At 64.2% G+C, this 14,695-nt stretch carries 15 protein-coding genes; 6 read left to right on the top strand and 9 right to left on the bottom strand.

Annotated elements, in window-relative coordinates; all coding sequences use genetic code 11:
- Window positions 1-312: 312 nt before the first annotated feature.
- Window positions 313-840, top strand: a complete 528-nt coding sequence (locus tag ITJ61_RS02775) for a hypothetical protein (RefSeq protein WP_194685371.1) — start codon at window positions 313-315, stop codon at window positions 838-840.
- A gap of 220 nt (window positions 841-1,060) precedes the next feature.
- Here ITJ61_RS02775 and ITJ61_RS02770 read toward each other — a convergent pair whose 3' ends face one another.
- From ITJ61_RS02770 to ITJ61_RS02750, 5 genes are all read right to left on the bottom strand, one after another.
- Complete coding sequence (locus ITJ61_RS02770; protein WP_104241322.1) at window positions 1,061-1,312, bottom strand: hypothetical protein; 252 nt, start codon at window positions 1,310-1,312, stop codon at window positions 1,061-1,063.
- Between the two features lie 80 nt (window positions 1,313-1,392).
- On the bottom strand, window positions 1,393-2,376 hold the full coding sequence (locus ITJ61_RS02765) for an HNH endonuclease family protein (RefSeq protein WP_194685370.1): 984 nt from the start codon (window positions 2,374-2,376) through the stop codon (window positions 1,393-1,395).
- A 169-nt stretch (window positions 2,377-2,545) separates the two neighbouring features.
- Window positions 2,546-3,664, bottom strand: coding sequence for an MFS transporter (locus ITJ61_RS02760; protein ID WP_194685369.1), 1,119 nt, complete (start codon window positions 3,662-3,664; stop codon window positions 2,546-2,548).
- A 229-nt stretch (window positions 3,665-3,893) separates the two neighbouring features.
- Entirely contained in the window at window positions 3,894-4,403 is a 510-nt protein-coding gene (locus ITJ61_RS02755; protein WP_194685368.1) for a hypothetical protein, read from the bottom strand.
- A gap of 157 nt (window positions 4,404-4,560) precedes the next feature.
- On the bottom strand, window positions 4,561-5,910 hold the full coding sequence (locus ITJ61_RS02750; RefSeq protein ID WP_194685367.1) for a hypothetical protein: 1,350 nt from the start codon (window positions 5,908-5,910) through the stop codon (window positions 4,561-4,563).
- Between the two features lie 150 nt (window positions 5,911-6,060).
- On the opposite strand from ITJ61_RS02750, the gene ITJ61_RS02745 reads away from it, so the two are divergent.
- The 5 genes from ITJ61_RS02745 (at window position 6,061) to ITJ61_RS02725 (ending at window position 12,157) form a co-directional block, all read left to right on the top strand.
- The gene (locus ITJ61_RS02745; RefSeq protein WP_194685366.1) at window positions 6,061-7,044 is read left to right on the top strand and encodes a hypothetical protein; all 984 of its coding nucleotides are present in this window, start codon (window positions 6,061-6,063) and stop codon (window positions 7,042-7,044) included.
- On the top strand, window positions 7,041-8,840 hold the full coding sequence (locus ITJ61_RS02740) for an HSP90 family protein (protein ID WP_194685365.1): 1,800 nt from the start codon (window positions 7,041-7,043) through the stop codon (window positions 8,838-8,840). The genes ITJ61_RS02745 and ITJ61_RS02740 overlap by 4 nt, the downstream gene beginning before the upstream one ends.
- A gap of 256 nt (window positions 8,841-9,096) precedes the next feature.
- Complete coding sequence (locus tag ITJ61_RS02735; protein WP_194685364.1) at window positions 9,097-10,071, top strand: helix-turn-helix domain-containing protein; 975 nt, start codon at window positions 9,097-9,099, stop codon at window positions 10,069-10,071.
- Window positions 10,072-10,627: 556 nt separating this feature from the next.
- Window positions 10,628-11,089 (top strand): MarR family winged helix-turn-helix transcriptional regulator, encoded by a 462-nt coding sequence (locus ITJ61_RS02730; RefSeq protein ID WP_104331281.1) that lies wholly within the window; start codon window positions 10,628-10,630, stop codon window positions 11,087-11,089.
- A gap of 99 nt (window positions 11,090-11,188) precedes the next feature.
- Window positions 11,189-12,157, top strand: a complete 969-nt coding sequence (locus ITJ61_RS02725) for a quinone oxidoreductase family protein (protein WP_104331280.1) — start codon at window positions 11,189-11,191, stop codon at window positions 12,155-12,157.
- Here ITJ61_RS02725 and ITJ61_RS02720 read toward each other — a convergent pair.
- Genes ITJ61_RS02720 through ITJ61_RS02705 form a run of 4 tightly spaced genes read right to left on the bottom strand, consistent with a single transcriptional unit; the run spans window position 12,154 to window position 14,689 of the window.
- Window positions 12,154-12,798 (bottom strand): MBL fold metallo-hydrolase, encoded by a 645-nt coding sequence (locus ITJ61_RS02720; protein WP_181062697.1) that lies wholly within the window; start codon window positions 12,796-12,798, stop codon window positions 12,154-12,156. The two genes, ITJ61_RS02725 and ITJ61_RS02720, sit on opposite strands and share 4 nt — an antisense overlap.
- The gene (locus ITJ61_RS02715; RefSeq protein ID WP_194685363.1) at window positions 12,795-13,430 is read right to left on the bottom strand and encodes an HAD family hydrolase; all 636 of its coding nucleotides are present in this window, start codon (window positions 13,428-13,430) and stop codon (window positions 12,795-12,797) included. Before ITJ61_RS02715 ends, ITJ61_RS02720 begins: the two co-directional genes overlap by 4 nt.
- Window positions 13,427-13,672, bottom strand: a complete 246-nt coding sequence (locus ITJ61_RS02710; protein WP_194685362.1) for an acyl carrier protein — start codon at window positions 13,670-13,672, stop codon at window positions 13,427-13,429. The genes ITJ61_RS02715 and ITJ61_RS02710 overlap by 4 nt, the downstream gene beginning before the upstream one ends.
- A gap of 15 nt (window positions 13,673-13,687) precedes the next feature.
- Window positions 13,688-14,689 (bottom strand): beta-ketoacyl-ACP synthase III, encoded by a 1,002-nt coding sequence (locus ITJ61_RS02705; RefSeq protein ID WP_228496577.1) that lies wholly within the window; start codon window positions 14,687-14,689, stop codon window positions 13,688-13,690.
- Between the last annotated feature and the right edge of the window lie 6 nt (window positions 14,690-14,695).

The raw sequence follows: 14,695 nt of genomic DNA, 5'->3' as shown, positions 1-14,695 counted from the left end.
TTTGCCCCCCCCCCCCCCCCCCCCCCCCCCCCGCTTCGTCCACCCGAGAAGGAAGTCGTGCACGAAACATCTTCGAACCAGATCCCCCGCCGAACGGTAGTCGGGAGCATGGCATGGTCAGTGCCTGTCATCGCGGCCGCAGTCGCAGCTCCCCATGTCTCGGCGAGCCAGCTGTGCAGCGCAAGCGTCGACTTCAACACGGTTGCGACGAATGGAACCAACTCTTCAACGGGCTTCCCGTCGGCCGTCAGCAGCGTGACGCTCGCAACCGGAACGCCGGCCTACCGCGTTCGAATCACACAGACGGATTCCGTGAACACCCAGTTCGGGACTGCATCCAGCTTCTACAACTTCTCGCAGAGCGCGCGGGCCTGGACGAACAATGACCAGCTCGCAACTCTTCCTGGGCCCGCCGGTCGACTCATCCTGAACCAACGACGCCCCGCAGGCAGCAGTGCGAGCCCGGTGTACCAACGCGTCCGGTTCGAGATCATCAACGCTGCTGGTGTTGCGGTGGATGTCACGAACTTCCGCATCACGCTCGATGACATCAATAAGACCGCGAACCACGATGATGTGATCGCGTTCGTGGACGCACCTGCAACCGTGGTTGCGAGCTACGGCAACTCGACTGGTACGGGGACGGTCACTAATCCATTCCGCCGGGCGAACACGGATGGTGTTCCAGCGGGGAGCCCCACCACGTTCTACCGCGACACCTTCGACCTCGGTGCGGTCCCCGCTTCGGGAACAAGGTTGGATTACGTGGGCGGCACGCCGTATGGATGGCAGTACGTGACGATCAGCGCCCTCTCCTTCACCGCTCCAGGAGCTTGCTGACGACAGCTCACGGCTACTGAGCTCGAATATTGCGGCGGGCCGTCGACATCACGACCGTCCGCTCACCAATCGAGCACCATGACCGGGCCGCCATCGCGAATCTTGCGAGAGCGGCCCGGTGACGGTCTTTCGCCGCACACGGCGTGGGGAGAGCATCCCACCCGCTGACAAGAACACCGCGACGAACGTCGACGCTGACAGGTCCCGCGGGCCGAACGGCCTACTCGTCGAGTCCGGCCAGCTTGGACATCCGCTGAGCGCGTTCCAGACGACGGCGCTGGCGACGGTTCCTGAGGAACCGGACAAAGTAGAGCCAGCCGGGGACCACGAGGGCGAGTCCGATCACCAGCGAAGTGACGTGAAACCAGACCGTGAGCCCTCCGACGAGCGGCGGTACGGCGATGAGGAGCACGGCCGCCAGCCAGCACCGAAGGGCAGCAAGCAAATTGGAGGACCGGTAGTTGAAGCTCACACGTCCACGGTATCGGCCACGTTCGACTTTCTCCGCGACGTTTCAAGCCGTGCAGACGGAGTATTTGCGAGCTCTGGTGACTAGGCCCTGCGGCGGTGCTGCAGAACAGCCGCCGCGAGTGCGGCGAGGGCGACACCAGCGAGCCCCAGAATCCACGGCAGCGCAGATGCGCCGGTCGTCGCGTTCTCGGTCGAGTCCGGAGGTTCCGGGGCGCCGATAACCTCGACCGTCTGCGCGGGCTCTTCCGACGCCACCGTGCTCGGTTCCGCCAGGACTGCACCCGCTGGGAGTGCGCACGAGGCGGCGCCAGCGAAGGGGACACCGTTGATCGTGCCGCCGTTGAGGATCGCGTCCTGGTCGATGGGGGTGACCGCGAGGTCGTAGCTCGTGAGGACGATCGTCATCTGCGCCAGGTAGGTGCAGTGGAACGCGGTATTGGTCGGCATCCACTCAGAGGCGAGGCGCATGCCCTTCGCGGAGTTCGCGCGACCCTCGACGGCCTGCAGGTTCACAGGGTCGTTCGCGAAGGCCTCACGCTGGGCCGCGTCCCACGTGTTCGCCCCACCGGTCCAGGCCGCGGCGAGCGGGACGATGTGGTCGATCTGGACGGCACCGGACGTCGCGACACCACGGGTGAAGGGGACTGCTTCGCCCGTGTACGGGTCATCGAGGATGCCTCGTTCCACGATGCAGTCGCTTCCATCGCGGAGTACGACGTTCGTGAGGTCCCGCTGCAGCATGTCATTGCGGGCATCGCACCCGTTTTCGTCCGGGTCGGACCAGTGCTTGAAGAGGTCGCGGTCGTAGCCCGTCGCGGACGAGTTGATCGTCCGCAGCCCCTCAGCGGCAGCTGCGACCGCGGCACCGTCGACGTACCAGGCGCCGTCCACCTGAGATGCGAATCCGGCGTCGATCAGCGGCGCGACGTTGCTCTTCGCCACGTCGAGTGCGATCGGAACGTGCGCGGTGGCGGGTTCCGCCAGAGCAGGGGAGGCGACGGCGGTAGTGACTGCGATCGCAAGGAACGCTCTAGCGGCGCGAGCGCGGAGGAGGGAGGAGGACATGCGTGTCTGCAAGGCTAGAACGAGGTGACTGCCCTTTTCGGCGGACGCGCGCGGGAAGCGGAAGAGGAGGTGCCGAGGCAGCTCGGAGATCTCGAGGCGGGCGTCAACCTGTTCTGAGGAGTGTCCGTGTTCCGTGTTGAGCGTCGAGCGGTGCCGCAACGGCCTTGATCTACCCAGAGACCCGTCGCGCGAGGAGCGGGAGCGGCGCAGAGACGACCAGGAGCAGCGCGAGAGCGAGCAGCACGCTGGGCGTCGTGAGCGCCGCGCTGGTGCCACCAGTGAACGCGCTACCTGCGGCTGAAGCCACGAGCGAGACACTGATCCGGAGACCGGAGGCTCTTCCGATGGAGCCTGGGTCGGCCGCGTTCTCCGTCGCTGACGCCAGGAGTACGGCGATGGGGCCGGCTGCCGCACCCACGCAGAAGAGGAGCAGCCCGAACAGCCACAGGCTCTCCAACGTCAATGCAGAGAGTGCGAGCGCAGTACCCGTGAAGGCGAGACCAGAGACCAGCTGCAGGCGTGGAGAGGCGGACCACCGGATGGCGCCGTAGGCGATCGCACCGAGCACCTCACCAAGTGCGAGAGCTGCGAACAGAAGACCAGAGGCGTCGATGGCGTCGTTCGCTTCGGCGACGCGGGGGACAACAAGAACTGCGACTCCACCGACGGTTCCCGTAACTGCGGCGAGGGCGAGAACCGACAGCATCGGACCCCGGAGCCACCTCACGGGTTCACGTGGTTGAACGGCCGCTGGAGTAGCGTCACCGCGACGAGCGACGCGCAGGAAGAACCCAGCGCTGAGCACCCCGATACCCCCAATCATCAGGATGATGACGTCCGGGCTGGCGACGAGGACGACCATGCTCACGAGGAGCGGCCCGAGAACCAGGCCCGTTTGGAAGCAGGCTCCGAGGAGCGAGTAGCTCGCGACGCGTTCTCTTGGACCGAGCGAGGATCTCGCGAGCCAGACACGGACCGCCGTCGTGATCTCCGGCAGTGAAACTCCCGCGACGAAGGCAGCGATGAGCAAGGCCGCCGTCCAGGAAGAAGCGGAACGGCCAGAGAGGACGAGCGCGAGGATCGCGATGAGGAACGTCGCAGCTGCGGCGGTGATGGTCGTGCGTGTTCCGATCCGATCGATGAGGTATCCCTGGCCGATCAGGCCGACTGCGGTGCCGCACGTGAATGCCGCGCTCGCCCAACCCGCGATGACGAAGGACCCGGTCCAGGCGTGCACGGTCAGGACCACGGCGACAGGGAGCATTCCCAGGGGCACGGTTGAGATCAAGACCGAAAGAAGGTGTCCGGCCACTCGCCGGTCTCGCATCAATCCGCGATAGATCTGCCGATACTCCGCGCCCGAGGACGCACTCATCGTCGTGGGGGAGTCATGCGTGCGTGGGGCCGCCTGCTGCTCGACATGGTTCCGAGAATCGCAGATCGACGTTGGCAATCGCCCGCGAGCAGTCGATCCTTGTGCTCCGCCTGAAGCGTCATGGCAACGCCCCGCGGTTGCCTCAGCTCTTGGTGAAGCCCTCGCTGTGCCAGTAGGCGGCCTGGGTCGAGCCTTGCCTGACGATGCGGTCTGGCGCGACTGGAGCCGGCCACAGCATCAGCTCATAGCTGTCCGGTGACGGGAATCCGAACTCAACATGCGGCTCAGCCGCGCTCTCGTCCATTCCGCGACAATTCCACCGGACTCGGTAGCTTTCCGCCGGCAAAGGAAACTCCACAACGGGGTTCTCACCCCAGGGCAAAAGGCCCCCATCCCCGTGCGGGACCAGCGACGCTTCGACGATGTCGGGCCAGTCTCCGAGGTCGGGTTCGCTGTCCCAGAGCGAGACGCGTACGGGAATCGAGCCAGTGTGCGTACTGGTCACAAGAAAGAGCATTCCGGGATCCCCAGCCCCACACAGCCCGTTGATCTGACCCTGGAACGCCCGATCGAGGTCGATCGATCTCGGGGCCGTCTGAAAGTACATCTGCCCGTAGCTGGTGAACACGAGGTCGTCGAAGAGGAGGCGCACGCACCAAGTATGCAACTCGGCCCCTGCGGTAGGCGCGACGGCGCCATCACCCCGAGTGGCCCGGAGGCCCCAGCGTTCGGGGCGATGCCTAGCGAGCAGCTAGAAGACGTGCTCGGCGACGTCAGCGCGAACCTCGCTACAGCGGCGGCGTGGAGGTTCACGCGTCGGCAGCGGCGCATCGCCGCGGGCACGGCCACCGCCCTTGCCCGCAACACTCGAGGTCGACGTGGCGCCTCGGGGTCCGTCCGTGGTCGGGGCCCCGAAGGTCGCGTGACCGCTCGACGATTCGTGGGGAGTGGCCGACCCGTTTCGCAGGATGGGCGGCCTCGTCGACAGCGGCTAGGTTGATCCGAGGCATCTCATTCGGCTCAAGGAACGCGTCGAAACGTACTCGTACTCGGAGGACCACATGATCGGTTACGCAGACCTGCAGGATCTTCAGGGGGAGCAGCGCGAGCGCATCCAGGCGCTTTACGATCGCAGTCATCGCCTCTGGGCTCTCCCGAACGATATGGGCAAGATTGACGCGCTTGAGGAGTTCATCGGTGACTGTGAACGTGCGCAGTTGCCGCCCCTCATCGCCAGCGCGCTCTTCGACCTGCACGTCACCTACGGTGACGGCGGTCTCACTCGTGAAGCGCTGACAGCTTTCGCTCGACTCATGCGTCACCTCGACCGCTACGGCGACCTGGTTCATCCAAGCAACGTCACCCGCATGCTCAACGCAGTGGCCACGAGTACCCTCACCATGCTGAACGACCCGACACTGCCACTCGAGCAGCTCACGCGAGTCATCGATCTGGTCGAAGCTCAAGTCCGCAGGCGAGGCACCGACCCGGTTGGCGTCCTGGTTGCCAGGGCTGCAATTGCCTCGGCCCGCGGCGATGGCCGCGAAACAGCCGACTGGATCGAGCGGTGGCGTTCCGAAGCGAGTGAGGAATGGCGAGCCGACGATCTCGGTGTCATCCAAATCGAGTTGCCGCTCATCGCGAGTTTCGACCTGAAGCGCGCCACCGAGACACTCGAGCAGCGACTTCGGATGGTGGGCATCGACCGTGGTCGACTCGACCTTCAGCAGCGCATCGAAGCGGTTCCTGTGCTCGCTATGCTCGCGTTCTTCCATCTCCGCTCCGGCAAGGTCGCCGAGGCCCGCGCCATCGCCGACCAATTGCTCGATGGCGTGGGCATCGAAGTCCTCGTCCGCGAGGCCGTGGCCTGCCAGCTCATCCCCATTCTGGAGCATCGTCCCGACGCAGCCCTCTTCGTTGTCGACGACGTCTTGCGCAACCTGTCGTTGGACGAGAGCGACGCGGAGACCTTGGCCGCGGTGGCTCGAAATCGGCTCCTCGCCGACCCTGATGGGGACGAAGGTGGCTTGATCCGAGTTCTCGCGCAGCAGGCCGCGGCCGCCCTCGACCGGCGCGGTGCGACCGACGTGCACGTCCGTGAGCTTGCAGACTTCTGGTGGGCGGGCCTTGAGTCCCGGCCCGCGCCGAGTGCGGTCCACGACGACAACACCTGGGGAGACCCGAGTGAGCGTGCACTGCTTATCCTCTCCGCCGGGTGGCTCACAAGAGCAGGCTCGGTACGCGAAGACCGCATCCCCGTGTCCCTGTGGGAGAGATACACGGCGCTGTTCGACAGATTCCGTGAGCTCATGGCAACAGCGACTATGGAAGAGACGAACGCCCTCGCTGCCGAGCTCGAGGCTGAGGGAGAACGTCTTCACTGCGCAACCTCACGCTTCTGCGTCCCGCTTTTTCACTCGCTGCAGTCGTCGATGCTCGGCGCCAACGGCCAGGTCGTCGACCTCTACCAGCGTGCGCAGCGCTCCCTGGCGACCGACCCGACGGCGGTGAACGCCACGTACCGCGGGTTCGCGCCCTCAGCCTTCCTCCTCGCGCTCCTCGACGGTGTCTCCACGCCCAGCGTGCCGTGGGCGCAGGTCGACGCCGTCATCGACGTCGAGGATCAGCTCCGGACGTGGACAGGCGGCTCCGAGGCTCGAGTGCATTTCGCTCGAGCGGAGATCGCCGCCCACAACGGCGACCTGGCGGAGCTGCGCGAACGCACCGACCGCATGTTCGCCAGCCTCACTGCCGGTGAGGAGCCCTTTGATCGGAACATCCTCGACCTCGTCGCAGTCCGGCAGACGGCGCTGACCCTCCCCGACATCGCCCGGAAGGCGGCCACCCGCGTCGCGGAAGCAGGCAACGAGCTGCAGCGGCGCGGTGCGGCAGGCTGGTTGTGCTGGATGCGGGTCCGCGACGGTGACCCTTCCGGCGCCACCGAGCTGGCTGCGCTGCTCGAGTCGGTCGGTGGTGCCACCGAGGAGATCGAGCAGTTGCCCGGCTGGGCGATGCTCGAGGCGTTGACCGACGCAGATGTCGATCTCGTCTCGGTAGTGGATGCGCTCCTCGCCGAGGCAGTCGCGGGTGACTGCACGGAAATCGAACTCTTCGCGGCCGCGAGCCGAGTGCTGCAAGACCGAGCCCCGAACGACCCGCGGGGAGTGGAACTGAGGAATGAGGTCGAGAGAACCGCACGCCTTCTCGACGAGCGCAACGGCCACAACGGGTGGAGCACGCATCTTCACGACCGTTGGCTGAACGAGGACCGGGTCTTCGGGGCGCGAGCATGAGCGACGAGCGCTTCCTCGTCGACCTCCGCGGACTCGTCGACATCCTGTCCCATCACTTGTACTCCAGCCCGAGGGTCTACCTGCGTGAGCTCATACAGAACGCGCGGGATGCGGTGGTCGCACGGCACGAGATCGATCCTGACTCACCAGAGCAGATCAGCATCACCGTCGACGATGCTTCCGGGGCGGTGATCGTCCGAGACCAGGGCATTGGCCTCACCGAACAGGAAATGCGCGACGTGCTCGCGACCATCGGCGCGTCGAGCAAGCGAGAAGACTTCGCTCGGACGCGGCGCAAGTACCTCGGACAGTTCGGCATCGGGCTGCTGTCCTGCTTTCTGATCGCGGACCGCATCGAGGTACGTTCTCGCAGCGCCAGGACTGCAGATGCGGCCACGATCAGCTGGGTAGGGAGCGCGGACGGCACCTTCACCATCAGCCCCGCCACCGAACCCCTCGCTGAGCCAGGCACTGAGGTGCGCGTAGAGGCCCGACCCGACGAGTGGGAATGGACCCAACCGCATCGAGTGCGACTGCTGGCAGAGCGCTTCGCGGGATTGCTCGAGCTGCCCGTCGCGCTCCATCGCGGACCCGTCTTGCCCGCTGAGATCGTCAGCCAGCGGACACAGCCCTGGCGGGGCAGCGCACAGGAGATGGAGGACTGGGCGCACCAGGAGCTGGGATTCCGGCCACTCGCAATCCTCCCGGTCGCTGTGCCCGGCGCGGGGGTGCGCGGGCTCGCGTTCATCGCTGATAGCCCCGGCCAGGTTGGCACGCGTCGAGGTGACACTGTCTACTCGAAGGGCATGTTCGTCACCGACAGCAGCGTGCAATTGGTTCCATCCTGGGCGTACTTCGTACGCCTCGTCGTGGAAGCCGGTGATCTGCCGCTCACTGCATCCCGCGAGGCCCTTCAAGATTCGGTCACCATCGACGCCGTCAAAGAGCAGGTGGGCATACAGGTCCGGGAAGGCATCGAGCGTTTCGCTGAGAACGATCCCGCTGGGTTCTCCAGATTCCTGGATGTCCACGCCAAAGGCTTGATGGCGATGGCGGTCAGCGACGACGACATGCTCGATCTCGTGTCGCAGAGCGTGAAATGGGAGACCAACGAGGGCTACCAGACCCTGGCGCAGATGCGGCGCCGCGCGGAGGTGGTGCTCTATACGACCTCGATGACTGACTTCACGGCTTTCGCTCCGATTCTCGCCGCGCGCGGGACACCCCTCGTGAACGCTTCCTATGTCTACGGACGTGAGATCCTGCGACGTCTGGTCGAGCGTCCGCTTCGAGGGGCACGGCTGCGAGCTTTCGATGCGGGGCGCTTCATCGATGAGCTTCAGCGTCCGCTTGCCGGGGACACTGCGGCCCAGCTACTTGAGGAGCAGGCGCGCCCGGTGCTGCAACAACTCGGGGTCGCACTCGACCTGCGAGAATTCTCGCCCGTCACGGTGCCGGTGCTTTTCCTCGGCGCCTCCGGGGACGCTGAGTTCGACGCAGCCGGCGACGACGAAGCTGACGGCGATGACGCCTGGGGTGACCTCCTCAGCGATCTCGTCACGCCAGCTGAGTCGTCTGCGCCGCGCGGCCCGCGCCTGGTCGTCAACGTCGGTAGCACTTCTGTGCGCGCCTTCGGGACGATCAAGGATCGCTACGTCCGAGAGGAGGCGATCGCCGGCCTCTATGTCATCGGCAGGCTCACCGCGGGGGAGCGCCTCCAGCCACAAGACGCAGTGCTCCTCAACCGGGCCCTACAGGCGCTGATGACGGCGGCGGGAGATACCGAGACCGAGTGAACAACCCGCCGCGGCGGCATCCTCACCTCGGCGCACCGTGCGAGCATCCTGCAGTTCATTGCACATTGGATCCACGACGTGAAGGAGGCCAGTGTGGTCTTGCTTCGGTCACACGCAGGTGTCGTGCCCACCATGACCTCGGTATCTTCCTGCGATTTCTCGTTATGGGAGAAGGTGCTGAACGAACCGGCCACAGCATACAAATCTGCTTCCAATTCCATAACCGCACGTCCCCGAACAAGTTCAGCCGTCTAGGGTGCTGACTGGCGTCAAACTCCTCGTTGAAGGTCTGGCGCGTGGATTGAGCGCGACGATCGGGGTGACAATGCTCGCTGCATATGCTCAGGGTCTCAAGGATGGTGAAGCCCTGCAGTGGCTGCACGAACAGGGCTGGGGTGTTCAAGATGATGAAGCGTCAGTTCGTGCCCATGTGGACTTCATCGGGACCCGAACGTTCTTGGTGGGACGCAACTGGCAAACGACAACGGCCGTCAGCACCGACGCGGACTCGTATGATCCCGATCTTGTCCATGTGTGTTTCGTTGTGAAGGGCTGTCTCCTTCTCCAGGCCGGAGGAGAAACGACAGAAGAAGTGCCTGCGCCGTACTTCTTCACGTATTCAGCGCGTCGACCGGTGCGCATCTCGGCTGTAGAGCCCTACTCGTGTCTGTTTCTCGGGATACCAAGGGAGCGTTACGTTGAGCTTGCGTGGGTCGAGAGTCAGGCGCCAGGTCCCTTCCTGACGACCAGCCGTTTTCGAAAGGGCCTCATTGCGTCCTTGAACGCCTCCTTCGAATCGCAAATCAAAGAGGGGCAGGTTGGCTTCCACTCCTGGAGGCGCGGGGTCGAGGACCTGCTCCTTGCAACGCTCGCCGACACGAAGGTGCAGCAGGGTACGAACTGTCAGCCGCCACGAGATCTGCGTCTCGCTCGCGCGCACCACCTGATCGAGGAGAATTTCCGAGATCCAGCCTTTTCGGTTCGGGTGCTGGCCCGTGACCTCAACATCTCCCTTTCGCAGCTGCACCGAATTTTCGCAGATGAAAGCAATTCAGTCGGAGTGCTTATTCGCCGCTTGCGCGTAGACCGGGCGCGGACGCTTCTCCGGTCAAGCGATAATTCGAAATCGGACCGTTACAGAATCGCGCAAGAAAGCGGATTCAGGTCCCTGCGAACCATGCGTCGCCTTTTGAGCCAGGAATCCGCAGAACGCAAGCCTGCCGGGGACTGAATCCAGACACGGCGGCGAACACTGCAACGCGCCGATGCGTAGTCGTGCAGGCACGAGCGGTGACCAGGGCCCAGACGTTGCGGACGCTCTGGGTGGCGAGGCGGATGCCCGCATAGGACTGACATGACTTCCGGCACCACTCCCACTGCAACCCTGCCGTTGAACCAGGTGCGCGTCTTCGACTTGGAGGCCACCGGCATTGGGATACCCGTGTTGGGCAACGACAGTGCGTGGCATCACCACGGGGTCCGCCTCGACGACGCGCACACCGCACGCGCAGACGCCGTCGCCGCGGGATCGCTCGTGCTGATGCGGCAGTCGCTGTTCCGAGACCTTGCCTCAGGGGTACTCCTGGGCCTTCAGCGGGCCGCGTATCGGGGGCAGGTGACCGGCTTCGAAGCCTATCGACGGCGCACGGAGCCGGGCTTTGATTGTATAGGTTCGCGTGAATCGATAGGAGGCGCGCTGACTCGGTCATGGTTCGTGTCTTCGTCACTACACTGCTGAAAAGCAGTACCGTGAATCTGCCGTCAACTCATCCTTTGGAGCCCACCGCATGCCGCAATCCCCCCGCGCCGCGACCACACCGCAGTCTGTCGCAGAACGCCTCGGCTCCTCCCTGAAGGCCGCTGAACAAGTCCTGATCGCGGCAAAAAGTCGCGCATTGCGAGAGTTCGATCTCACTGTGCCGCAATATGCGACGCTGCTAGCCCTACATCTCACCCCCGGACAGTCTGCTGCGCAGCTGGCCCGAGCTGCTACGGTGTCGCCGCAGACGATGTCGACGATCGTAGGCAACCTCGAGATGAAGGGCCTCGTCAGGCGTGAGGTTTCTCCGCTCCACACTCGAGTCCTCGTCACCACGATCACGGGCGAGGGTACCGAACTTGTTGTCGCCGCCGATGCGAAGGCACGCGCCATCGAGGATGCCCTCGCGGCGCAGTTCAGCCCTGGCGAGCTCATCGCATTTCGCGACTACCTCCAGCGTGCCATCGAACAGCTCCAACGCGAGGCATAGGCAGCAGCTCCTAGCTTCACGGTGAGTGCTGACTTATGACAGGGCACTGATACTCTCGTGGTGGTGCAGCAAGCATCACTGAAATAGGGGGTCATCAGCATGAAAGCAATCTCGATCGTCAACTTCGAAGGTCCAGCCGCGCTCACCTATGGCGATGTTGGCACGCCCAGAATCGGGCCGAAGGATGTCGCGGTCGCCGTTGAGGCAAGCGGAGCGAATTTCGTGGAAGCACTCTTCGCACGTGGCTTTGTGGGGATTGAATTGCCCTGGGTGCCAGGCATTGAAGCTGCGGGCACGGTGATCGCAGTGGGTCAAGAGGTCCGACGCGTCAAGGTCGGTGAGCGCGTCGCAGCCCTGACGATCAACAACGGTGGAGGGTACGGGGGAGTGGCAGTGACGCGGTCCGAACTGGTCGCCCCCATCCCCGACAGCCTGGATTGGATTCAGGCAGCCGCGCTGCCAGCGAACACGACGACAGCTTTCGCGCTGGATGGCGAAGTCGCTCACTTCGGCTCGCAAAAGGCCGTGCTCGTCCTGGCTGCGGTCGGCGGTCTTGGATCGCAGGTGGGGCAGGTCGCCAAGTTGCGCGGTGCCGGCGTCGTCGTCGGAGTCGTTGGAACGGAAGCCAAGAAGGCTCTTGCGCTCGATCTGGGTTACGACGATGTGGTGCTCCGCGAGGAGCTGACGGGCGACCTGGGCCAGCAGTTCGATGTCGTCGTCGACCCAGTCGGCGGCGCAGTGCGCGAAGCAGCGTTGGGGCACTTGCGATTCGGCGGGAAGCTACTGAGCGTTGGCAACGCGTCCCAGTCGGAACCAGTCCTCGTGGACGCGACGCAGCTGTGGCTGTCAGGCACAGGCGTCCAGGGGTTCAACCTTGGCGCCCTTTGCGCTCTCGAGCCAGAAAGGGCCAGTTCCTATCTAGCGGATGCTGTCGCAGCGGTCGCGGATGGCGCCGTGCGGATTCACGTGGAGGGCACGGCGCCACTCGCTGACGCTGGTGCAGTGCTGGCGCGCATCGAGGGTGGGGCGACGAGCGGCAAGTGGGTGCTGGAGCACCCGGCGGCTTAGGACCCGAGGTCCTCCTGGGCCCCGGTAAACACTGGACCGTGGCCCGGGAGGATGACGTGGGTGCCGATGCCCGCTGTGACCAGTTTGTCAAGTGATTCTCTGAGTGCCCGAGGATCGCCCGTAGGGGCGATAGCTTGCGGTGGTGACGATGCGAAGTACGAGTCGCCGCTGCAGAGCAGCTCTGCGTCAATTCCGATGAGGTAGGCAAACGATCCCGCGGTGTGGCCCGGAACCGCGTGCGCGGTCACGTGTAAATTGCCGGCATGAATCTCCGGGCCAGGCAGTGCGAACACGTTCTTCGGGAGCTGCCGGGGATACCCGACGAGTGCGTGGGATGGGAAATCCGGCGGAAGCCCCGACTCCGGTTCGACCAACAGCTGCAGGTCGCTCGCGCCAACATAGACCGGCACGTCAAGTTCGTCGGAGAGCGGTTGCGCGTCCCACGAATGGTCCATGTGTCCGTGGGTGAGCAGGACACCATGGACCCGCACGCCTATGGACGCAACCGCGGGTAGGAGCCAGCGGGTACTCCCCTTCCCGGGGTCCACGATCACTGCATCGAGACTGTCTTCGTCGAAAACGACATAGGAGTTCGTGTCAAAGCCATGACCAAACGATTCACCCACGAATCTGGCGCTCACGTGCGCACCGATGGACGGTGTTGTTCGATTTCTCCCGAGGTGCGAACCCAGAATCCGCCCCCCACCGCTTCTAGCATCGGGAGATCGCTCTCGTGATCACCAAAGGCGATGCAATCTGCTGGATCGACGCCATTCCTGACGCAGTACTCCAGGATGGCGTAAGCCTTGTTCTCTCCAATCATGGGCGTCTGCAGGGTTCCGAGATATCGGTCACCCGCCTGATCCGGAGCTGAGCACAGAATTGCCGAGGCGTTGAGTTCCACAGCTATCGGGTCGAGGAGTGCATCGAATGATCCTGAAACAAGCACGACGTCGTACCCCGAAGCTTGGAGGACGGACAACCGAGAGATCGTGGACTTGATGTAGAAGCCGTCCTGCCGGGAGGCCCCACGAAACCACAACGCTCCCCAGGCTCGGATTTCTGACCGTGGCATACCGCGCCAAATTCCGTAGTAGGCGCGGTTCGTTGCTTCGCGGCTAGTGCCGGGTGGGAGGGCAGCGATGAAGCCCTCCCACGTCGGTACACCACCTTGATGCGAGTGGTAGAAATTCAGGAACTCACCCATGCTCTTCGCGTCGATCAGGGTCTCATCGACGTCGAAGAACGCTGTCTTTCGAGGGGCTGAGGTCACGCAGAGACCGCCGATGCTGCCTTCTGGATGCGGTCAGCGAGATCGGTGAGGCTGTCTTCGTTCACGATGTCATCCAGTGAGAGGCGTACGCCGTGGTGCTTCTCGATTTCGAGAATGAGTTCGACCGTGAAGATGGAATCGACGTCGAGCTCCTCCAACGTCGACTCATTGCTGATGTCACCCGCGGAGACGCCGGCATAGGTTGCGATGACAGATTTGAGGTTGTCGAGGATTACGTTCATTTGTGCGGCTTTCGTTTAGTTGGATGGAGCGGTAGTGGTTGAGGTGAAGTTCGGCCAGGTGAGCGCGATGGCTCCCCATGTCGTGCCACCGCCGTATGCGGCCAGGATGAGTCGGTCACCGGCCTGAAAACGTCCTGCAGCGGAGCCCTGGGCGAGCGCCAGTGGAATCGAAGCGGCCGATGTGTTGCCGAGGTCGGCGATGTTGACGACTGCCTTCTCCGGCGGGAGATCGAGCTGTTTCGCGAGTGCGTTGATGATTCGCACATTCGCTTGGTGGGGAACGAGCGCGTCGATGTCCTCGAGGTGCCACCCCTCGGCGTCCACGACGTCTCGCACGGCTGCTTCCATGCGGGTCACGGCGTCCAGGAAGACGGCAGCACCCTGCATCTGGAAGTAGGGACTTGCGTCGGCTCCCGCTATTGCGGCCGCCGACCCGCCGCCTGGGATCTGGATGAGGTCCGCCTGGTTGCCGTTGCTTCCGAGCGTGGCGCTTCCGATGGTCCCTGGTTCTCGCGTCAAAGACCGCTCGAGCAAGAGTGCTCCGGCTCCGTCACCGAAGATGGCTCCGGTGGTTCTGTCGGCTGGGTCCAGAATCGTACTGAAGGTCTCCGCGCCGATGACGAGGACGGATTCGAATCGTCCCGTCTCAACCAGCGAAGCGCCGACGGAGAGTGCGTAGACGAAGCCGCTGCATACGGCTGATACATCGAATGCGGGCACATCTTCGAGACCGAGCTTCGCCGCAACCGAAGGAGCCGTACCCGGGCATCGATAATCCGGGGTTGCGGTCGCAAGCACGACAGCCGATACGCTCTCTCGGCCGGACATTCTGAGCGCTTCGCGCGCGGCGCGTGTGGCCAGGTCGCCGGTGGTCTCCGTCTCACTGTGGCGTCTCTGCGAGATGCCGGTCCTCTGAGTGATCCACTCGTCGGAGGTGTCGTAGACCTGTGCCAGATCATGGTTGGTGACGATGTGGTCGGGGAGCGCGTGTCCCAGACCTGTGATCTTCGCGTGCAAAATGAG

This window comes from Pseudoclavibacter sp. VKM Ac-2888 (assembly GCF_015351285.1).
GTDB lineage: Bacteria > Actinomycetota > Actinomycetes > Actinomycetales > Microbacteriaceae > Pseudoclavibacter.
The sequence above is the reverse complement of the archived record's forward strand: the minus strand, read 5'-3'. Positions and strand labels throughout refer to the sequence as shown.